The following is a 20,497-nucleotide window of genomic DNA, read 5'->3' on the forward strand; positions in this document are numbered from 1 at the left end:
ATGATGTCCGCCTTTATTTTACCACATTTCACCTACCGATGTTCACTAGTTGCACTTTTTCTCATACATGTTGATAATAAAAAGTAGAATGGTGTGAAGGAGAAAAGAGATGAAACAGGAACTTGAAATTGAATTTAAAAATCTGTTGACCGCTGAAGAATTTGCTCGTTTAACGACGGCGTTTGCGGTGCGCGATGATGAATGGAACGTGCAACAAAATTATTATTTTGACACTTTAGACTTTCAATTAAAACGACAAAAAAGCGCATTGCGCATTCGTATGAAAAATGACACATATACATTAACATTAAAACAACCATATAAAGACGGGCTGTTAGAAACGCACGAACGATTAACAAAACAAACCGCAACCGCGCTCATTTCGGGCACGCAACGACTTGAAGGCGGGATGGCAAACACGTTGCAGTCGCTTCATATTGATCCGACAGCTGTCGTTTGCTTCGGTGCGCTAACGACCCGCCGCGTTGAACGCCCGTATAAAAACGGCACGCTCGTTTTTGACTTTAGCGAATATATGAACGTGTCGGACTATGAAATCGAATACGAAGCAACAGATCGAACGGAAGGCGAAAAAACGTTTACAGAGCTATTGCAGTCGTTTCATATTCCGAAACGAAAAACGAAAAATAAAATTGAACGATTTTACGAAGCAAAATACGAAACGGAGCGATCGTCATGAACGTGCAACAATTAAAATTGCTTTTTGAACTGAAAGCGTTACAAAATTTACAAGGGAAAAAAGAAGCGCCGACAACACCGTTTCACGACTTGTTTCGCGAGTTGTTAACGACGGAAATGAATGAAGAAACCGAAACGATGCGTCCGTCACTTCCACTCATGACGACGCAAGAAACGAACGCACCAACATATGAGAAAGAAAATGCCTCGCTTTCTTCAAACAGCATGCAGCAATGGATCGACGAAGCCGCTACAAAATATGATGTCGATCCGAAGCTCATTTATGCAGTCATTCGCCATGAGTCAAATTTTAACCCACAAGCAAAAAGCCGCGTCGGTGCGATGGGGCTGATGCAGTTAATGCCGAGCACGGCGCGCATGCTAGGGGTACAAGACGCATTCGATCCGAAACAAAACATTGAAGGTGGGACAAAATATTTACGCCAACTTCTCGATCGTTATGACGGGAATGTGGCGCTTGCGCTTGCGGCCTATAACGCAGGGCCGGGAAATGTCGATAAACACGGAGGCATTCCACCTTTTCGCGAAACGATAAACTACGTCAAAAAAGTCATGCAAACGTACTATGCCACAAGTCGCATCGTTTGAGATTCAACAAAGTCGTTGTTACAATATTGATATATTTCGACAAAGGAGTTTTCTGTATGTTTCAATCCCCTTATGAAGCGCTCGGAGGCGAACAAGTTGTCGCAAAGCTCGTCGATGCCTTTTACGAACGGGTCGCCAAACATCCTGACTTGGCGCCTATTTTTCCGAAAGACTTAACAGAAACAGCGCGAAAACAAAAACAATTTTTAACACAATATTTAGGCGGTCCTCCGCTATATACAGCCGAACATGGACATCCGATGTTGCGCGCTCGCCATTTGCCGTTTCCGATTACGCCTACGCGCGCAAAAGCATGGCTTGCGTGTATGCATGAAGCGATGGATGCGATCAGACTAAAAGGACCTGTGCGAGATGAATTGTACCAACGGCTTATTTTAACTGCCCAACATATGATTAACACCCCAGAAGATGAGCGAAAGGAGCATGAAGGTGAATGAAAAGCGAATCGATCAACAAGAAGGAACGACAAAACAATTAGAAATTTACTTATTTGTCGATCCTCTTTGTCCGGACTGTTGGGCGCTCGAACCTGTTTTAAAAAAGCTTTGGATGGAATATGGACAATATTTTACGTTGCGCCACGTCTTAACAGGTCAACTAGATCGGCTCAACGGCGTGGCGTATAAACGAATTGATCGACATGCGACGCGCATCGGCATCGCATGTGAAGATGAAGTGTTGCTTGAGACACCGCTTCCAATTCCATACGTTGCCTCCCTTTCCGTCAAAGCGGCGGAATTACAAGGGCGGCAAGCAAGCATCCGTTTTTTACGTCAACTCCAAGAAATTGTATTTATTCAAGGGAAAACAATGACAGACACAAGTACACTTATTCAATGCGCCATCGATGCCGGTTTAGACGTGCAAGAATTTATAAACGATTTATCTTCACCGACCGCTGTCAAAGCGTTTCAATGCGATTTAAAAATTAGTGCGGAAATGGATGTTCGCGAAGTTCCTACGCTCGTCTTTTTCAATGAAAATATTGAAGATGAAGGCATTAAAATTTCAGGCTGTTATCCGTACGACGTATATGTCGATTTAATCCATGAAATGCTCGGATTTCATCCTCAACCATCTCCGCTTCCACCAATTGAACAGTTTTTACATCACGCTCAGTTCGTAACGATCGATGACATTGCGATGGTGTATAACATTCCCCGCTGCAAAGCGGAATGTGAATTAAAAAAGCTACGTTTAAAACAAAAAGTGGAACAAATCGGCTCGTTTTGGCGCTGGATTGATAAAGAAAAAAGACTCGGCTAACACCGAGTCTTTTTTCTTTGTCATAAAGACAACAAAGGGGATGGGAGAAATTTTTCACGGTCAAACAAAGGGGTATAAGTTTGTTTGATTGTGATTCACTTCACGTTTATATATTAACAAACTCCTTCATGTCTTGACAAGTGTTTTGTTTACTTGTTCACACATTTGTCATAATTATTTTCCCTTTTGCTTATTATGAATGAAGAAAAGCGGAAAGCGCCCCAATTCCGCCTAAAGGCAGCCCGCATCCTGCGGGCAACGGCGAAATGTCGCCATCCTTGGCTCCGCGAAGAGCGCACAAGCCCCACCGAGGAGAGCTCGAACCAAGCGGGCGCTTGGTTCTGCGTGGGTAACGACACTGAAGCATCTCAATGTGTCGCCACCGAAAGAAGGGGCGGAGCGACTCGAGCCGATGGCGCTTGGAGCTAGACAGCTCTCTAAATCTTACATTTTATACTTTCTTATCTTTTGAAGAAAGGAGGGATTCGATGCTCATTTTATATATCGTTTGGATCGTCGTTGCGCTCATTATTCACTTTTTTGCATTAATGCGGTTATTTCCGCTATTCATATCGATTCCGTTTTTATTCCTTTCTTTCTTTTCATTTTTCACTTATCTCAACAACCGCCATCGCTTTCGTGGGTTTCGGTAATCAGAAAAAAGGCGACCATTCCGTCGCCTTTTATAATAGTTGCTCCAGTTGTTGTAGTTTTTGTTCAAACACTTGGCATGCTTGTTCGATTGGCTCTGGAGATGTCATATCGACACCTGCTTTTTTCAACACTTCAATCGGATAATCGGAGCTTCCAGCTTTTAAAAACGCAATGTAGCGCTCGACAGCTGGCGCGCCTTCTTCTAAAATTTGTTTACTTAACGCTGTGGCCGCGCTAAAGCCTGTCGCATATTGATATACATAATAGTTGTAATAAAAATGCGGAATGCGCGCCCATTCTAAGCCGATTTCTTCATCGATGACGATGCCGTCCCCAAAATATGTTTTATTCAATTCGTAATATTTTTCCGTTAACGTTTGTGCAGTGAGCGCCTCGCCATTTTGCGCCATTTGATGAATCATATGTTCAAACTCAGCAAACATCGTTTGACGGAACACCGTACCACGGAACGTTTCTAAATAATGGTTTAATAAATATAACTTTTTCTTTTCATCATCGATCGTCTGTAATAAATAGTCGTTTAGCAGCGCCTCGTTGCACGTCGATGCCACTTCGGCTACGAAAATCGAATAGTTTCCGTACGGATACGGTTGATATTTGCGCGTATAATAGCTATGCACCGAATGGCCAAACTCGTGCGCAAGCGTAAATAAGTTATTGACATTGTCTTGCCAGTTCATTAAAATGTACGGATTCGTGCCATATGAACCAGACGAGTATGCGCCGCTTCGTTTGCCGCGCGTTTCATGCACATCGACCCAACGATTGTCAAATCCTTCTTTTACGATCGCAATATATTGTTCGCCAAGCGGAGCGAGCCCTTTTAATAATAACTCTTTCGCTTCTTCGTACGTCACTTTCATATCGACTTGTTTCACAAGCGGCGTATATAAATCGTACATATGCAACTCATCTAATCCGAGCACGCGCTTGCGCAGCTGAACGTAACGATGCAACAGCGGCAAATAGTGATGAATCGTTTCGATTAAATTATCGTACACCGTTTCAGGAATTTGATTTTTGCTTAATGCCGCCTCACGCGCCGAGCGATAGTTGCGAACGCGCGCAAAAAAGTTATTGCGCTTCACCGCTCCATTTAACGTGCTAGCGAACGTATTTTCATATTTACGATATGTATCGTACACCGCTTTAAACGCATCGTGCCGCACGCGGCGATCTTCGCTTTCAAGAAAACGAATGTAACGACCGTGCGTGACTTCCACTTCTTCCCCGTTCTCATCTTGAATTGTCGGAAAACGCAAATCGGCATTATTTAGCGCCCCAAACGTATTGCTCGACGCATTCATGACATCCGCCGCTTGCGCAAGGATCGCTTCTTCTTTTTCCGATAACACGTGTGGACGTTGGCGGTTCATTTCATCTAGTTCATGCTCATACAGTCGAAGCGGTTCGTATTGTTGTAAAAACGTGCGCACGACCGATTCATCAAGCGCTAAAATTTCCGGCACGATAAACGCCATCACATTGCCTGCTTCCGCATACAATCCTTCCGCTCTTGCTTCCAATCCTTGATAAAGCGAATTTGTCGTATCTTCATCATGGCGCATATGAGCATACGCATATAGCTTTCCTAATCGCAACAACACATGATCGCGATATTGTAACGCTTCATATAACGTTTCTGCACTTTCCCCTAGCTTTCCTTTATACTCCGAAAATTTCGGAAGAAGCGCGGTAATCGCCTGAAACTCCTCTTCCCATTGTTCATCTGTCGCAAAAATATCTTCAAGACGCCACGTATACTCTGTCGGAACGTCTTTACGTGTCGGCAACGATTTTGCCATATGAATCACCTCTTCCATCAAAATGTTTACTTATATATTATTCTCGTTTTACGAAAAAATCCTCTTTTTTGCTTACAATTCGTCGCAACACTTGTTCATCTCCACGAATCGCTTCTTCCATGTTTTGCGGAAGCGACCATGACCGAATGCGCTGAAACGAACTTTTTCCAACTTTTTTTAAAAAACGAAGCGAAACGAGCGCATGTAAATAGTCCATGAGCGCATATGAATAATGCGTTTTTGTAACGAGCGGAAGCGAGCGAATATGAATGAGATTTTGACGAATGAAACGCTGCAGTCGATCATATAATTGATGAAACGAAAACGTCACATGAAGCGGAATATTCATCATTTCAAGCAACATATACGTTTGCCAAACAAACGGCGGCGTCTCAAACCAATACGAATGGCGAAGGGGGATGCCTGCTTCATGCGGAAATAACGATGGAGTCATATGCGCTTCATACACGATGCGACAAAACGTGCGGTTCGTTCGGTAGTAGAGAGGAGACATGCGCCACTGCTTCTTTTTTATGTTCCAAGCGTCAAAAAGGGCGGTTTGTTGTCGGTTCATTCGTTTTCGCAAAGAAGAAAACGAGAGCGCATGAAGCGGAACCGTCGTCCACTCCCCATATGCAATCGTTGCCGATAGCGGAATGAGATGATGAAGAAACGACATGGTGCGCTGCGTTGAGCAATAAAACGGGATCATCTCTTGGTCGTTGAAAAAAAGCCACAGAAACGAAGACAATCGAAAAAACAATCCGCGACGCTGCACATGTGACGAATGAACAATCCAAATTGGGATCATGTTTGCGTTCATATACGCTTTCGTTCGTTTCGTAAATAAAGAGGATGAAATTGTGGAGCATTGATACTCTAACGCATACATCTTTTGCTGATGGACGACAAATATATCTGGCCGTTGTTGAATGTGTGGCAAATACGTTTCCACCCCGACTTCTAGCCGTTCATTTAACAACCATTCGTACAGCTGTTGTTTTCCTTGTAAATGTGCGATCGTTTCTCGCTCTGTTTCAATGATACATTTTGCTTCATGGGCAAAATGCGGCATGCGTTTTTTACCGATTTTCAACTGTACCCGCTTGCGACAAACGGGACAAAAAAACGATTCAGTCGCTCGCCATACATGTAACTGTTCAACCGTCCAATCGTCTAATAACGAACATACTTCCCCATTTTTAAACAAAGCAACAAACATATAACCTCTCCTTTCTCCTCACATGTTTTCAACAAAATGAACAATTGTCCTGCAAGAAATACAAAAAATAGGGGAACAACTAAATTTATTGAATTAGGCGTTTTTTATTTCCCTTCTTTCACATTTTGTCATACAATAGAAGTACAAGATGTGGGAGGATGGGCGAATGCTCAGGGGTGAATTCCCTTCCTGAATGGATAATTATAGAAGGGAGCTGAGGAACATGGAAATCGAACGCATCAATGAATATACGTTGAAGCTATATATATCGTACGGAGATATTGAAGAACGCGGATTTGATCGCGAAGAAATTTGGTACAATCGCGAACGAAGCGAAGAATTATTTTGGGAAATGATGGACGAAATTCATCAAGAAGCGGAACTTTATTTAGAAGGCCCGCTTTGGATTCAAGTGCATGCGCTTGAAAAAGGCATTGAAGTGCTCGTCACAAGAGCGCAAATTTCTAAAGACGGAACGAAGTTAGAACTTCCAATTAACGATGAACGATTTAAAGATTTACCTGTCGATGAAAAAATCGAGCAAATATTAGATCAACATTTTAACATCATTAAAACATCATCATCGACAGCGCCTGAAAATCCGCTACAATTTGTCATCCGCTTCAAAAATATTGAAGACGTCATCGCCCTTGCTCATCGTCGCGATTTTTCAACATTAAACAATCGCCTATTCGCATTTGAAAACAGCTACTATTTATACGTCGAATTTACAGAAGAAGATGCCGATCGCGACATTGACAATATGTTAAGCATATTGCTTGAATATGGGCAAGATTCCCAAATGACGATTCATCGTCTTGAAGAATACGGAAAAGTCGTCATCGAAGAACAAGCGCTAACGATGATCGCAAAACATTTTCCAAACTCATAACGCCGATTTCAATTGCTTGAAATCGGCTTTTTTTCTGTAAGGTTAGGTGAACGAGACATGAGAAATGCTTTAAAAGTGGCACTGTTTATCCTTATTTTCATTGGCTTTTTAACGATAACGAAAGACTATTGGGAAGGCTGGCTGCTCGGAACGTTCAGCTTATTTGTCACCTTGTCAGTCATTTTTATTTCATTCGTCATCTTTTTAGAAAACCGCCATCCGACAAAAACGCTCACATGGCTCGTTTTGTTCGGCAGTTTTCCGCTCGTCGGCTTTATTTTTTATTTATTTTTCGGGCAAAATTATCGCAAAAAACAACTTTTTCGAAAAAAGGCGCTGCTTGATGAACAAACGTTTCGCAAACTTGAAACAAATCGTGCCGATCAAGAGCGAAAACTGTATATGAAACCTCATCAACAACCGTTGTTACAACTAGCGAAACGATTGACGAAAGAGTCAATCTCTACGGCGACAAAAACACGCGTGTTAACGAATGGAGAAGAAACGTTTGCCGCCATTTTTGCGGAATTAGAAAAAGCAGAGCATCACATTCATCTTGAATATTACATCGTGCGCGATGACGACATCGGTCAACGACTAAAGCACATATTAATGGCGAAAGCAAAAAAAGGGATACACGTCCGCTTTTTATACGATGCTGTCGGAAGTTGGAAACTATCGAAAACGTACATACAGGAAATGCGCGAAGCAGGCGTCGATATGATTCCGTTCTCCCCTGTTCGCTTGCCGTTTTTAAACAATACGATCAACTTCCGCAACCATCGCAAAATTATCGTCATTGATGGAAAAGTCGGTTTTGTCGGCGGGTTAAATATTGGCGACGAATATTTAGGGAAAAACGAATATTTTGGCTTTTGGCGCGATACGCATTTACTCGTTTCCGGTGAAGCCGTTCGCACGTTGCAACTTATTTTTTTACAAGATTGGTATTACATGACTGGGCAACAATTATTGACGTTGAACTATTTAAGCGCTCCGACCGTCGCTGATGATGCGCTCGGAGGCGTTCAGCTTGTCGCTGGTGGACCGGATACGAAGTGGGAAGTCATTAAACATTTATTTTTTGCGATGATTACATCGGCTCAACGTTCCATTTGGATCGCCTCTCCATATTTCATTCCAGATGAAGATATTTTAACGGCGTTAAAAGTGGCGGCATTAAGCGGTATTGATGTGCGGCTTCTTGTGCCGAAGCGACCGGATAAAAAAATTGTTTTTTACGCTTCCCGCTCTTACTTTCCTGAATTATTAGAAGCAGGAGCAACGATTTACGAATATGAAAAAGGGTTTATGCACAGCAAAATTATCGTCGTAGACGGGGAACTCGCTTCGATTGGCACAGCGAATATGGATATGCGCAGCTTCCATTTAAACTTTGAAGTGAACGCATTTTTATATCAAACGCCAAGCGTACAAACGTTAGTCAATGATTTTATGAACGATTTTCATCATTCATCAAAAATTGATATAGCCCAATTTCAGCAGCGCCCGCTTTGGATGCGCATCGCTGAATCAACCGCCCGTCTTCTTTCTCCATTATTATAAAAGGCTTAGCGTGTACGTTACGCTAAGCCTTTGCTGTTGACGAGCTGCTGTGCTTGACGCAATTGATACGTCCGCACTTTTCTCGGTAAAAAGCGGCGAATTTCATCTTCGTTGTAGCCAACTTGCAGACGCTTTTCGTCCATAATAATCGGACGGCGCAACAATCCTGGATGTTGGCGAATAATTTCATACAAATCTTGTAACGGCAACGAGTCGACTTGAATGTTTAGCTTTTGAAAAATTTTCGATCTCGTTGAAATAATTTCATCCGTTCCGTTTTCTGTCATGCGCAAAATGCTTTTAATTTCTTCAATCGTTAACGGTTCCGCAAAAATGTTACGCTCTTTATACGGAATGTTATGCTCTTCTAACCATGCTTTCGCTTTTCGGCAAGACGTGCAACTTGGCGATGAGTACACGATGACCATATATATCACTCCCTTAAAAATGGGTTGCTTCCATAGTTTTCTGTATTAAAACACATCTTATTTTAAAATGAGTTTAAAAAACTTTACAACGTACATTATACAACAAAAAAGTTTAGAAAGATACACCTTTTTTTCACTTCACACATATAATATACGGTTGTCCGATATAAATGGTTTCGTTTTTCGTTGCTTTCATTTGAAATTTTCTCTACAATAAAAATAGACATGGCAAACAAAGGGGGTTTTTTGTATGGCGCAATTTTTTATTGATTTTACGATTGTTTCCATTTTAGTCATCGGCATCACCGCGCTTATGGGTGTCATTTTAAACGGCATTGGTGAAAACATATTTGGTGGACAAAAAAAGCGGTTACATACAGCGATGAGCGAACATATTCAAACCGGCTGGAAAACAGTTGGCGGAAAAAAAGCTTCGAGATAATCTCGGGGCTTTTTTTAAAAACAAAATAGTCAAACGAATCAAAATATTGTATAATACTTTAGTACATCAAACGAAAAAAGCTAATCTCTCAAACGAGAGATTAGCTGTACATCGCTTTATATTTTTCATACTCTGCTTCTGAGCAATAGACGAAATGACCTGGCGTAATTTCGCGCATGCGCACGTCTTCGCCTTCTTTATAGTTATGTTGCGTCGGATCGTAAATGATACGTTTACGCGTCCGCTCCGTTTCTGGATCTGGATGCGGAATGGCAGATAAAAGCGACTTCGTATACGGATGAATCGGATTGCGATACAATTCTTCCGCATCCGCAAGCTCAACCATTTTTCCGAAATACATGACGCCAATTCGATCGCTAATGTATTTCACCATCGACAAGTCGTGGGCGATAAATAAATACGTCAACCCTTTTTCGCGTTGCAACTTTTTCATTAAGTTGACAACTTGCGCTTGAATCGATACGTCTAACGCCGAAATTGGCTCATCGGCAATAATAAACTCTGGCTCGACCGCAAGCGCGCGCGCAATGCCAATCCGCTGACGCTGACCGCCTGAAAACTCATGCGGATAACGGTTCGCATGTTCACGGTTTAATCCGACCGTCTCAAGCAGTTCATATACGCGGTTCATGCGCTCTTCTTTCGACGATGCTAAGCCGTGAATATCGATTCCTTCTGCAATAATATCCGCAACAGTCATTCGCGGGTTTAATGACGCATACGGATCTTGGAAAATCATTTGCATTTTCCGTTTTAACTCTTTCGCTTCTTTCGCTGACTTTTTCCGATGCACGCTTAACCCGTTAAACAACACTTCGCCGCCTGTTGCTTCATATAACCCAATAATTGTGCGCCCTGTCGTCGACTTTCCGCATCCCGACTCACCAACGAGACCGAGCGTTTCTCCTTTATAAATATCAAACGTGACATCGTCAACGGCTTTAACGACTTGGCCTTTACCGACTTTAAAATATTGTTTTAAGTTTTTCACTTCAACGAGTTTGTTCATCGCTTCTCCCCTCCTCGATCTTTCGTTAATGCTTCGAACTTTTTCATCCGTTCGCGCACGACTTTCGGAGGTTCGACTTTCGGTGCGTTCGGGTGAAGCAACCATGTTGCCGCATAGTGCGTGTCAGACACTTGGAACATCGGCGGCTCCATTTCATAATCGATTTTTAACGCATACGCATTTCGAGGGGCAAACGCATCTCCTTTTGGCGGATTTAATAAATCTGGAGGCGTTCCTGGAATCGAGTACAATTCTTCTTCCCCATGTTCTAAGCTTGGCATCGAGGCAAGTAGACCCCATGTATACGGATGTTTCGGATTGTAGAAAATTTCATCAACTGTCCCTTTCTCGACAATTTTGCCCGCATACATGACCGCAACACGATCCGCCACATTTGCTACAACGCCTAAATCGTGCGTAATGAAAATAATCGACGTTCCTGTCTTTTTCTGAATGTCTTTAATGAGCTCTAAAATTTGCGCTTGGATCGTCACGTCTAGCGCTGTCGTCGGCTCATCCGCAATTAACACTTTCGGATTGCATGCAAGCGCGATCGCAATGACGACCCGTTGACGCATACCGCCCGATAATTGATGCGGATATTGTTTAAAGCGAAGCGCTGGCTCTTTAATGCCGACAAGGTCAAGCAATTCAATGGCGCGCTCCTTCGCCTCTGCTTTGGACATTTGTTGATGTTTTAATAACACTTCTGTAATTTGTTTTCCGATCGTCATCGTTGGGTTTAACGCGGTCATCGGATCTTGGAAAATCATCGAAATTTCCGCTCCGCGCACACGTTGCATTTCTTTTTCTGACAGCTTTGTCAAATCGCGACCTTCTAATAAAATTTGTCCTTGCTTAATGCGCGCAGGCGGCATCGGAAGTAGACGCATAAGCGCCTTTGACGTGACCGATTTTCCTGAACCAGACTCTCCAACGATCGCAAGCGTTTCTCCTTTATGCAAATCAAACGATACACCGCGTACAGCTTGTACTTCTCCGCCGTACACATCAAACGAAATATGCAAATCTTTTACCTCTAGTACTTTTTCCATTGTTCCACCCCTTTCATTCGTTATTTACGCATTTTCGGATCAAGCGCATCGCGCAAACCGTCTGCCAATAAGTTAAAGCTTAAAATGAGCAAGCTGATCACAAACGCTGGAATCATCATTAAATGCGGGAACGTTTGGATCGATTTATACCCATCGTTGACGAGTGAACCGAGCGACGCTTCAGGAGGACGAATACCGAGTCCAATAAAACTTAAAAACGCCTCTGTGAAAATCGCACTCGGAATCGTAAACATCGTCGTAATAATAATCGGTCCAACGACGTTTGGAAGCAAATGTTTTCCGATAATACGTGCATCAGATGCTCCAAGCGTGCGTGCGGCTAAAACGTATTCCATATTTTTTAGCTTTAAAATTTGTCCACGCACAATACGTGCCATCGTGACCCAACCGGTAATGACCATCGCCATCGTAATTGAAATAATTCCCGGCTCAAATACGAGAATAAATAAGATGACAACAATTAAGTTTGGAATACCAACGAGCACTTCAATAATGCGCTGCATGACGTTATCGACGCGACCGCCGTAAAATCCTGAAACGCCACCGTAAATAATTCCAATTAATAAGTCAATCGTTGCTGCTAATACACCGATGTATAACGAAATGCGAGCACCATACCATGTCCGCGTCCATAAGTCGCGACCGAGGTCGTCTGTACCGAACCAATAATATTCTTTTACCCCACGTTTTTCGTACACATCAATGCCGTTCATATCTTTTCCGTTAAACGGAAGCCAATCAATATGTTCTAACACCGGAATGCGCGGTGGTAATTTCGCATGTTGTAAATTTTGCTGTTTGTACGTACGATCACTCATGATCGGTGCAAAAATAGCCATCAATGTAATGACAATAATCATGATTAATCCGAACACAGCACCTTTATTTTTTCTTAATCGAATCCAAGCGTCTTGTAAAAACGTTAAGCTTGGACGATTAATTTTTTCCATATCGCCTTGACGTTCTGTCGCTAGCTCAAACAATTCAGGAGATAATTGCTTTTCTGTCATCATTTTTTCCCTCCCGCTAAACGAATTCGCGGATCAATTAAGCCATAAAGAATGTCCACAATGAAAATCACAAAAATAAATAACGCACTATAGAAAATCGTCGTACCCATAATGACCGGATAGTCATTTAAGTTAATGGAACGAACGAACTGCTCCCCTAATCCAGGAACGGCGAAAATTTGCTCAATCACAAGCGTTCCTGTCATTAAGTTGACAGCCATCGGACCAAGAATTGTAATAATTGGAATCATTGCGTTTCGCAATCCGTGTTTAAAAATGACGCCGAAGCCGCTAATTCCTTTTGCACGCGCTGTTAAAATATAATCCGAACCGAGCACTTCTAACATTTCTGTACGCATAAAGCGCGCAATGCTCGCGATAACGAATACCGATAACGCTAACGTTGGCATGATCGTATACTCAAAACCGTCCCAAAACGCAACAGGGAGTAGTTTCAATTTTACACCAACATAATATTGTAATAGTCCACCGAATACAAATGATGGAATAGAAATACCTAAAACCGCTAACACCGTTGCTCCATAGTCAATCGCTGTATTATGACGAACAGCCGCAATCACACCGAGCAAAATACCGACAATTGTTCCGAGTACAAGCGCTTGAAACCCAAGTTGTGCAGATGGACCAATGCGATCACCAATTAGTTGTGTGACTGGACGATTATCATATTGGAAAGAAACGCCTAAATCTCCTTTGGCTAAGTTGCCTAAATAACGAACGTATTGCACAGGAACGGGATCGTTCAAACCGTACTTTTCCAAAATGATTTTTTGTTGTTCTGGTGATAGCTTCTCTTGATTTTGAAGAGGGGAACCTGGGAGAAGCTTCATTAAAAAGAACGTGGCTGTCGCGATAATGAATAGTGTAATCAACATATAAATAAGCCGTTGTAACGTATATCGTGCCATATTGCACACCTCCTTACAAAATTAAAAACTTTTTGAATTTTTTTGACTAGCAGGCAAAAGGAGAGTATACGCTTGTCGCACATATACTCTCCTTTCTTTTCGATTACTCGATATAAGCCCACTTGTAGCTGTTGTCTGGACCGAATGGATGATCAACGATACCTTTCACGTATTCACGCTCTAAGTACGCTGCACCACGTTGGTACATTGGCGCGATAACCGCCTCATCTAACAACATTTTCTCAGCTTTTACCATCGCATCCCAACGAGCTTGTAAGTCAGAAAGAAGCGTTGTTTTCGCATCTTGTACAAGTTTGTCGTACTCAGCATTTGACCAACCAGTTTGGTTGTGTGCACCGTTTGTGACAAACATGTCAATGAATGTCATTGGGTCTTGATAGTCTGGACCCCAACCAGCAAACGATAATTCATATTGCATTTTGCTTTCAAGATCAAGTTTTTGCTTAAATGGTTGTTGCTTAATGTTCACTGTTAAGCCTGGTAAGTTTGTTTCAAGTTGCTCTTTTAAGAACTCACCAATTTTCTTCGCACTTTCATTGTCGTAGTTTAACAACTCAAGCGTCACTTTGTCTTTGCCAAGCTCTTTTTTCGCTTGTTCCCAATATTTTTTCGCTTCTTCAGCGTTAAATTTCACTAAGTCACCATTTTCTTCACGGAAATCTTTTCCGTTCGGACCTGTAACAAATCCTTCTGGAACGAAGTAGTTTGCTGCTTTTGAACCGTTATTTAAGATTGTCGCAACCATTGCTTCTTTATCAAAGCCCATTGCGATTGCTTTACGAGCGTTTACGTTTTTCAACACTTCGTTCTTTTGGTTCATACGAATGAAGAACAATACAGGCTCTGATTTTGTTTTAAAGTTTTTGTCGCTCTTATATTTGTCAACAAACTCCGCACTTAAACCAACGCGGTCTGCTTTGTTTGTTTCATACAAGTTTACGCCAGTCGCAACATCTTTTACGATGTTGAAGTTAATTGTTTCAAGTTTTACAGTTTGTGCATCCCAATATTGTTCGTTTTTCTTTAATTGGAAGCTTTGCTCATGTTTCCACTCGCTTAATACGAACGGACCGTTGTAAATTGTTGTGTTTGCTTCAAGACCGTATTTGTCCCCTTGTTCTTTCACAAATTTTTCGTTTTGTGGATAGAATGTTGGGAACGCTAATAAGCTTAAGAAATATGGAATTGGGTTTTTCAATTCAACTTGTAACGTTTTTTCGTCAATTGCTTTTACGCCTAATTGGTCAACAGGTACTTTTCCTGTGTTCACTTCTTCAGCGTTTTTAATGTCGTACATAATGTACGCATACTCAGCACCTGTGTTTGGATCAAGCGCTTTTCTCCAAGCATATACGAAATCGTTTGCCGTCACAGCATCACCATTTGACCATTTCGCATCGCGAAGCTTGAATGTGTATACTTTTCCATCTTCGCTTACTTCATAGCTTTCAGCCATTCCTGGCGTAGGCTCGTTGTTTTGGTCTAAACGGTATAATCCTTCAAATACGTTGTTCATGACGCGGAATGACACGCTGTCAGTCGCTAACGTAGAATCCAATGAAGGAATTTCTGACGTTTCAAGCAAGTTTAATACTTGCTCTTTTGCTGGAGCTTCTTGAGCTGGCTTTTCGCCTTCATTGGCAGCCTTGTCTTCTTCTTTTTTGCCGCCACACGCTGCTAGCACCATGGAAGCAACGAGAAGAAGAACGAAAAAGATTGATAACTTTTTCTTCATGCGGATTTCCCCCTCATCTGTTTATTGTATTTATTTCCATCTTCTGATTTATCAGAAGATTTGAAACACAAGGACATTATATAATGAATTAATATACTTGAAAAGATTTTTTTAAAAATTTTTTTTAAATTTTCTAACATTTTAAAGAAATGTTAGGTTTGTTAACAAGTCGGATAAAATCAGCTTGATGACTATTTTATTTGTTTTTTATTCGTTTGTAAATAGAAAATTTACACTTTTTTTAGTATAATACTTCACAGCGATTAAGCGCGAAAGGTGGATGAATAATGAAAAAAGCAGTCGTGACAAGCTTTCTCGTATTTTTCATTGCGCTAACGGTTGCACTTTTTTCGAGCAATTGGTGGCTCACATTTATTAATATTTCTTTTTACATCGCCCAACCTCTTGTTATTATTGGCGGATTTCGGTTCATATATGAAAAAGGTTTTTTCGATATGACAATTTCTAGTTTTAAACGGTTGTTTCGTTCTCCTGTTGAACGTGACTACATAGATGACGAAGACGATGATGAAACAAAAAAACAGTGGGGAGCACCGCTCTTTTTCTCGGGACTGATCGTCACATTGCTTACACTCATTTTCTCGTACGTCCGTTGACAATGAAACACGTACACCATATAATGTTTTAAAAAACCGATGCGATGACAAAGAATAGTACATATAACGAGGCGTTCAGAGAGCTTGTGGACGGTGCGAACAAGCCGCTAGTTGTATGGAATGGGCTTTCGAGCATTCAAGTTGAAAAAAAGTAGGCTTGAACGTTTGCCTTACGTTACAAAGGCGCCATGCATACGCATGGGCAAAGTGATTGTCGCAACGACAATAACTAGGGTGGCACCACGGTTCTATCGTCCCTAAAGATGATAGGACTTTTTTTATTGTTAAAAAATGAAAAGGAGTGATTCGATGAAGACGATTTTTTCAGGTATTCAACCAAGCGGTGTTATTACGCTCGGCAACTATATTGGAGCGATGAAACAATTTGTTGAACTACAAGACAATTATAACTGCTATTTTTGTATCGTCGATCAACATGCGATTACCGTTCCGCAAGATCGGCTAGCGCTTCGGAAAAACATTCGCAGCTTAGCTGCCTTTTATTTAGCGGTCGGCATTGATCCGAACAAATCAACTTTATTTATTCAGTCCGAAGTGCCTGCGCATGCGCAAGCGGGCTGGATTTTACAATGCATCGCCTACATTGGTGAATTAGAGCGCATGACGCAGTTTAAAGATAAATCTGCTGGAAAAGAAGCCGTAAGCGCTGGGTTGTTAACGTATCCGCCACTTATGGCAGCCGACATTTTACTTTACTCGACAGACATCGTTCCTGTCGGTGAAGATCAAAAACAACATATTGAGCTCACGCGCGATTTAGCGGAGCGATTTAATAAACGATATGGGGACATTTTCACGATCCCAGAAGCGCGCATTCCAAAAATCGGCGCCCGCATTATGTCGCTCACTGACCCGACGAAAAAAATGAGCAAATCCGATCCGAACCAAAAATCGTACATTACGTTGCTTGATGATGCGAAAACGATCGAGAAAAAAGTAAAAAGCGCCGTCACAGACTCAGAAGGCGTCATTCGCTATGATAAAGAAAATAAACCAGGCGTATCGAACTTATTAACGATTTACTCCATTTTAGCAAACGAACCGATCGAGCGATTAGAAGAACGATATGCTGGAAAAGGGTACGGGGAGTTTAAAGCCGATGTCGCTCAAGTTATTATTGACGCATTAACGCCAATTCAAGAAAAATATTACGAGCTCATGGAAAGCTCGAAACTAGATGACATTTTAGACGAAGGAGCCGAAAAAGCAAACCGCGTCGCAAGTAAAATGTTAAAGAAAATGGAAAACGCCATCGGTTTAGGAAGAAAAAGACGATAAAAAACTCAGCTCCACGCGGGCTGAGTTTTTTAATTCACTTTCGGCTCTTGTTCCATTTCCCATAGTTTCTCAAAAAACGGTTGTCCTTTGACGAGCCGTTCGCATAAATGAACGTGCCGCTCTGACCATCCGTATTTCGCTTCTTCATACAAACCGTTCCACGCTTCTTCAAACGACATTTGTTGAATGTATGCATACTTTTCTGGCGCCCATTCGGTGTACCAATAGCGCACTTCAGCGACATTTTTCGTTCCGTACAACTGGTCAAGCGCCATAAATAATAGTTGCTTCAATTGCCGCTCTTTGCGCGTTAATCCGCTCATCAATGCAGGATGCGGCGATAAAATATGATATTCTTTTTCACTTTGTTGAAATGGATATATGCGCACATCTTGTTCTTTGACCATCTCATAAACGAGCTGTTCTTGGCGTGGAATGAGCCGGCTTTTTCGAATCGGAATATGATAGCCAATCGTATCAATTGCCACAATGCCACAACCATCTGTCGCAATAAAACAATAATCAAGCTGGATGCGCTCATGATTTTTGCGCACGTACGCTTTTTGATATACATCTTCAAGCAGCAGCTTCGGAATTTCCGACAAACTATTTTCTAAGTAATGAAACAGTTGTGGGCTCACTTTTAATACAGGCACTTGATCTAACAGCTCAATCGCATCATCTTTTCTCCACTCATAAAAGTGGCAAACGTTATACCCGTTTTCTTCCCCTTCAAACCAATTCACCCAAACATCGTGAAGATATAACATGCATAACCCCTCACTTCGAACGATTTGTTCACAGTATGGTCAGAGGTCGTTCATTTTATTCCATTTCACCCTAAATTTAACCATCATCATGAGACGGAAAATAAATGCTTAACCACGTCATAAACAAACCGATCGGCAAAAAGTAACATTCCACTTTTGTGCTAATAAACACGAGATATTCTTTCCAATCTGAACGTGATGCCATAATATTTAAATACGCAATCATCGTCGTCCCACCAATGACCGACATCCCAAACCCAAGCAAATAAAAAAAGAAACGCATTCGCCAGTCCCCCTTGTCCACTACTATATGTATGAACAAGCATGCAAACGATGCGTTACATAAAAAAAATTTCTTCTGATTTCATTGAAAGTAGCTCCATCATCGTCTTTTTTTCTAGCGCTCGCTTGACGACCATATATCCGACCGCATAACCAAGCATGCGCGGATAAAATGCTGAACCGTATAAAAGCGCGCGGTAACGAGCATCGTCTGGCCGAGTAGAGAGGTTTGGAATCATCCATTTTTTCATCCATTGCTTTAGTTGTTCTTCTGTATAATATGTCGTCCATGTTGCGACATATTCGCTTCCGAGTCGCTCCTTCACCGCATGTTCTGCTAATCCTTCCATCACGATGCGATCAAGAAGCGTATAGTCGCGCTCGTCTTTCGGATCAGCATGTAAACGACAAACGTGGTTATATTCGTGAATAAGAAGGGCATAAATATGTTCGTTCGATACGTGAGGAAGCAAAAATAAAAATAGTTGATCGCGAAAAGCGACACCTGATTTTCCACCAAATTCATGTTGTAGAGAACGGTTTGTGGCATCAGCAGGGAAAATAAATACAGGCACATCTGGGCCATCCCACTCTTTTTGGAGTTCTGTGAACTTTTTGGCGACAAACGCCCATACGTTTTTTTGTGCGAGCTGTTTCATCGTATCATGTTGGTTGCGCCGAGCCATGCCGTGCGCAAATAAATGGCGTTGCACATCTTCTTTTATTTTTTTTCGCCATCGATCATCGACAAACCAATCTTTCGTATTTACCACTCCCATGACACTCCTCCTTTCGTTATCGCATTGTACGATAAACGAAAGGAAAATGTGAAAAAGGATGAGGCGAACCTCATCCTTCATATTTTTTGAAAATAATCGTTGCATTATGTCCACCAAAGCCGAGCGAGTTGCTTAATACCGCACGCACATGTTGTTTGCGTGCCACGTTCGGCACGTAATCTAAGTCGCATTCTGGATCGGGTGTTTCGTAATTAATCGTTGGCGGAATGACGCCGTCGTGAATCGATAAAATAGAGAAAATCGCTTCAACAGCACCTGCTGCGCCAAGCAAATGTCCCGTCATCGATTTCGTCGAGCTGACAGCTAGTTTGTATGCGTGTTCGCCAAATACTTCTTTAATCGCCATCGTTTCATATTTATCGTTATACTCTGTGCTCGTGCCGTGCGCGTTAATGTAATCGATGTCCTCTGGTTGCATATTTGCATCATGAAGCGCTTGACGCATCGCACGCACACCGCCTTCTCCGCCAGGTGCTGGAGCGGTAATATGATACGCATCGCCTGTCGCACCGTAGCCCACAATTTCAGCATAAATGCGCGCACCGCGTTTTAACGCATGTTCTAGTTCTTCTAAAATAATAATGCCAGCCCCTTCGCCCATAATAAATCCGTCGCGATGTTGATCAAATGGACGACACGCTGTTTTTGGGTCGGGATTAAACGAGAGCGCTTTCGCTGCGCTAAATCCGGCAAATGCCATATGTGTAATTGGCGCTTCTGTTCCGCCTGTAATCATCACATCGGCATCGCCACGCTCAATGACTTTAAACGCATCGCCAATCGAGTTCGTTCCTGTCGCACAAGCGGTGACCGTACATGAGTTTATTCCTTTTGCCCCAAGCATAATCGACACTTGCCCGGCCGCCATATCCGGAATCATCATCGGAACGAAAAACGGGCTGACACGACGATATCCTTTTTCTAAAAACGTTTTCAGCTGTTCTTCGTACGTTTCCATCCCGCCGATGCCCGAACCAATCCAGACGCCAACGCGCGGTGCGTTTTCTTCCGTAATTTGTAAATCGGCATCTTTTACTGCCATCATGGAAGCGGCGACCGCATATTGCGTAAATCGGTCCATTTTGCGCGCTTCTTTTTTATCGATAAATTGTTCCACTTGAAAATCTTTTACTTCCGCTGCTACTTTCGCAGGAAAATCGTCCGCGTTTAACCGTGTGAGCGGACCGATGCCGGATTGTCCAGCAACGATGTTTTTCCATGTCGTTTCAACATCATTTCCTAACGGTGTGACAGCCCCTAATCCCGTGACGACGACTCGTCTTTTTTTCACCACTCATCACTC

General features: G+C 42.2%; 22 protein-coding genes and 1 other annotated feature. Of the genes, 10 read left to right on the plus strand and 12 right to left on the minus strand.

Annotation, left to right across the window (positions count from 1 at the left end; translation table 11 throughout):
- Positions 1 to 109: 109 nt before the first annotated feature.
- From K1I43_RS02580 to K1I43_RS02600, 5 genes are all read left to right on the plus strand, one after another.
- On the plus strand, positions 110 to 700 hold the full coding sequence (locus K1I43_RS02580; RefSeq protein WP_220382603.1) for a CYTH domain-containing protein: 591 nt from the start codon (positions 110 to 112) through the stop codon (positions 698 to 700).
- A complete protein-coding gene (locus K1I43_RS02585; RefSeq protein WP_019417857.1) occupies positions 697 to 1,308 on the plus strand; it encodes a lytic transglycosylase domain-containing protein in 612 nt (203 codons plus the stop codon). Before K1I43_RS02580 ends, K1I43_RS02585 begins: the two co-directional genes overlap by 4 nt.
- A gap of 56 nt (positions 1,309 to 1,364) precedes the next feature.
- Positions 1,365 to 1,766 (plus strand): globin domain-containing protein, encoded by a 402-nt coding sequence (locus K1I43_RS02590; RefSeq protein WP_019417858.1) that lies wholly within the window; start codon positions 1,365 to 1,367, stop codon positions 1,764 to 1,766.
- Positions 1,753 to 2,595 carry a ClpXP adapter SpxH family protein gene (locus K1I43_RS02595; protein WP_019417859.1) on the plus strand — a complete coding sequence of 281 codons (843 nt, stop codon included), beginning with the start codon at positions 1,753 to 1,755 and terminating at the stop codon, positions 2,593 to 2,595. Before K1I43_RS02590 ends, K1I43_RS02595 begins: the two co-directional genes overlap by 14 nt.
- A 488-nt stretch (positions 2,596 to 3,083) precedes the next feature.
- A complete protein-coding gene (locus K1I43_RS02600) occupies positions 3,084 to 3,248 on the plus strand; it encodes a hypothetical protein (RefSeq protein ID WP_009362174.1) in 165 nt (54 codons plus the stop codon).
- A 30-nt stretch (positions 3,249 to 3,278) separates the two neighbouring features.
- Here the strand turns inward: K1I43_RS02600 and pepF are convergent, their stop codons facing one another.
- On the minus strand, positions 3,279 to 5,075 hold the full coding sequence (gene pepF, locus K1I43_RS02605; RefSeq protein WP_100215872.1) for an oligoendopeptidase F: 1,797 nt from the start codon (positions 5,073 to 5,075) through the stop codon (positions 3,279 to 3,281).
- Between the two features lie 37 nt (positions 5,076 to 5,112).
- Positions 5,113 to 6,297 carry a competence protein CoiA gene (locus K1I43_RS02610; RefSeq protein WP_019417861.1) on the minus strand — a complete coding sequence of 395 codons (1,185 nt, stop codon included), beginning with the start codon at positions 6,295 to 6,297 and terminating at the stop codon, positions 5,113 to 5,115.
- A 223-nt stretch (positions 6,298 to 6,520) separates the two neighbouring features.
- Here K1I43_RS02610 and mecA point away from each other — a divergent pair, with 223 nt between their 5' ends.
- Positions 6,521 to 7,189 carry an adaptor protein MecA gene (gene mecA, locus K1I43_RS02615; protein ID WP_009362177.1) on the plus strand — a complete coding sequence of 223 codons (669 nt, stop codon included), beginning with the start codon at positions 6,521 to 6,523 and terminating at the stop codon, positions 7,187 to 7,189.
- 57 nt (positions 7,190 to 7,246) lie between these two features.
- Positions 7,247 to 8,755 carry a cardiolipin synthase gene (gene cls / locus K1I43_RS02620; RefSeq protein WP_220382604.1) on the plus strand — a complete coding sequence of 503 codons (1,509 nt, stop codon included), beginning with the start codon at positions 7,247 to 7,249 and terminating at the stop codon, positions 8,753 to 8,755.
- A 17-nt stretch (positions 8,756 to 8,772) separates the two neighbouring features.
- Here cls and spxA read toward each other — a convergent pair whose 3' ends face one another.
- Positions 8,773 to 9,183 (minus strand): transcriptional regulator SpxA, encoded by a 411-nt coding sequence (spxA, locus tag K1I43_RS02625; RefSeq protein WP_009362179.1) that lies wholly within the window; start codon positions 9,181 to 9,183, stop codon positions 8,773 to 8,775.
- Between the two features lie 250 nt (positions 9,184 to 9,433).
- Here spxA and K1I43_RS02630 point away from each other — a divergent pair, with 250 nt between their 5' ends.
- Positions 9,434 to 9,625 (plus strand): hypothetical protein, encoded by a 192-nt coding sequence (locus K1I43_RS02630; protein WP_019417864.1) that lies wholly within the window; start codon positions 9,434 to 9,436, stop codon positions 9,623 to 9,625.
- Positions 9,626 to 9,725: 100 nt separating this feature from the next.
- On the opposite strand, the gene K1I43_RS02635 is transcribed toward K1I43_RS02630, so the two are convergent.
- The 5 genes from K1I43_RS02635 to K1I43_RS02655 all read right to left on the minus strand — a co-directional run bounded on the left by K1I43_RS02635 (position 9,726) and on the right by K1I43_RS02655 (position 15,426).
- Positions 9,726 to 10,655, minus strand: coding sequence for an ABC transporter ATP-binding protein (locus tag K1I43_RS02635; protein ID WP_035064951.1), 930 nt, complete (start codon positions 10,653 to 10,655; stop codon positions 9,726 to 9,728).
- Positions 10,652 to 11,710: an ABC transporter ATP-binding protein gene (locus tag K1I43_RS02640; RefSeq protein ID WP_035064948.1), complete on the minus strand. Its 1,059-nt coding sequence runs from the start codon at positions 11,708 to 11,710 to the stop codon at positions 10,652 to 10,654. Before K1I43_RS02640 ends, K1I43_RS02635 begins: the two co-directional genes overlap by 4 nt.
- Before the next feature lie 20 nt (positions 11,711 to 11,730).
- Positions 11,731 to 12,744, minus strand: coding sequence for an oligopeptide ABC transporter permease (gene opp3C, locus K1I43_RS02645; protein WP_035064945.1), 1,014 nt, complete (start codon positions 12,742 to 12,744; stop codon positions 11,731 to 11,733).
- Positions 12,741 to 13,670 carry an oligopeptide ABC transporter permease gene (gene opp3b / locus K1I43_RS02650; RefSeq protein ID WP_035064943.1) on the minus strand — a complete coding sequence of 310 codons (930 nt, stop codon included), beginning with the start codon at positions 13,668 to 13,670 and terminating at the stop codon, positions 12,741 to 12,743. The genes opp3C and opp3b overlap by 4 nt, the downstream gene beginning before the upstream one ends.
- Before the next feature lie 103 nt (positions 13,671 to 13,773).
- Positions 13,774 to 15,426 (minus strand): peptide ABC transporter substrate-binding protein, encoded by a 1,653-nt coding sequence (locus tag K1I43_RS02655; protein WP_136260259.1) that lies wholly within the window; start codon positions 15,424 to 15,426, stop codon positions 13,774 to 13,776.
- Between the two features lie 287 nt (positions 15,427 to 15,713).
- On the opposite strand from K1I43_RS02655, the gene K1I43_RS02660 reads away from it, so the two are divergent.
- Both K1I43_RS02660 and trpS read left to right on the plus strand, forming a co-directional pair.
- The gene (locus K1I43_RS02660) at positions 15,714 to 16,043 is read left to right on the plus strand and encodes a DUF3899 domain-containing protein (protein WP_035064938.1); all 330 of its coding nucleotides are present in this window, start codon (positions 15,714 to 15,716) and stop codon (positions 16,041 to 16,043) included.
- 35 nt (positions 16,044 to 16,078) lie between these two features.
- Positions 16,079 to 16,305 (plus strand) — a binding site (T-box leader).
- A gap of 47 nt (positions 16,306 to 16,352) precedes the next feature.
- Positions 16,353 to 17,342: a tryptophan--tRNA ligase gene (trpS, locus tag K1I43_RS02665; protein WP_019417866.1), complete on the plus strand. Its 990-nt coding sequence runs from the start codon at positions 16,353 to 16,355 to the stop codon at positions 17,340 to 17,342.
- Positions 17,343 to 17,371: 29 nt separating this feature from the next.
- Here the strand turns inward: trpS and K1I43_RS02670 are convergent, their stop codons facing one another.
- The 4 genes from K1I43_RS02670 to fabF all read right to left on the minus strand — a co-directional run bounded on the left by K1I43_RS02670 (position 17,372) and on the right by fabF (position 20,485).
- Positions 17,372 to 18,112 (minus strand): YjbA family protein, encoded by a 741-nt coding sequence (locus K1I43_RS02670; RefSeq protein WP_019417867.1) that lies wholly within the window; start codon positions 18,110 to 18,112, stop codon positions 17,372 to 17,374.
- Positions 18,113 to 18,188: 76 nt separating this feature from the next.
- Positions 18,189 to 18,395: a YuzI family membrane protein gene (locus K1I43_RS02675; protein ID WP_009362188.1), complete on the minus strand. Its 207-nt coding sequence runs from the start codon at positions 18,393 to 18,395 to the stop codon at positions 18,189 to 18,191.
- Positions 18,396 to 18,450: 55 nt separating this feature from the next.
- A complete protein-coding gene (locus K1I43_RS02680; RefSeq protein WP_019417868.1) occupies positions 18,451 to 19,173 on the minus strand; it encodes a DUF2268 domain-containing putative Zn-dependent protease in 723 nt (240 codons plus the stop codon).
- Positions 19,174 to 19,243: 70 nt separating this feature from the next.
- A complete protein-coding gene (gene fabF / locus K1I43_RS02685) occupies positions 19,244 to 20,485 on the minus strand; it encodes a beta-ketoacyl-ACP synthase II (RefSeq protein WP_026011715.1) in 1,242 nt (413 codons plus the stop codon).
- Positions 20,486 to 20,497: the final 12 nt, after the last annotated feature.

Origin of the sequence: Anoxybacillus sp. ST70 (assembly GCF_019553625.1) — a bacterium.
GTDB classification, from domain to species: Bacteria; Bacillota; Bacilli; order Bacillales; family Anoxybacillaceae; genus Anoxybacillus; species Anoxybacillus gonensis.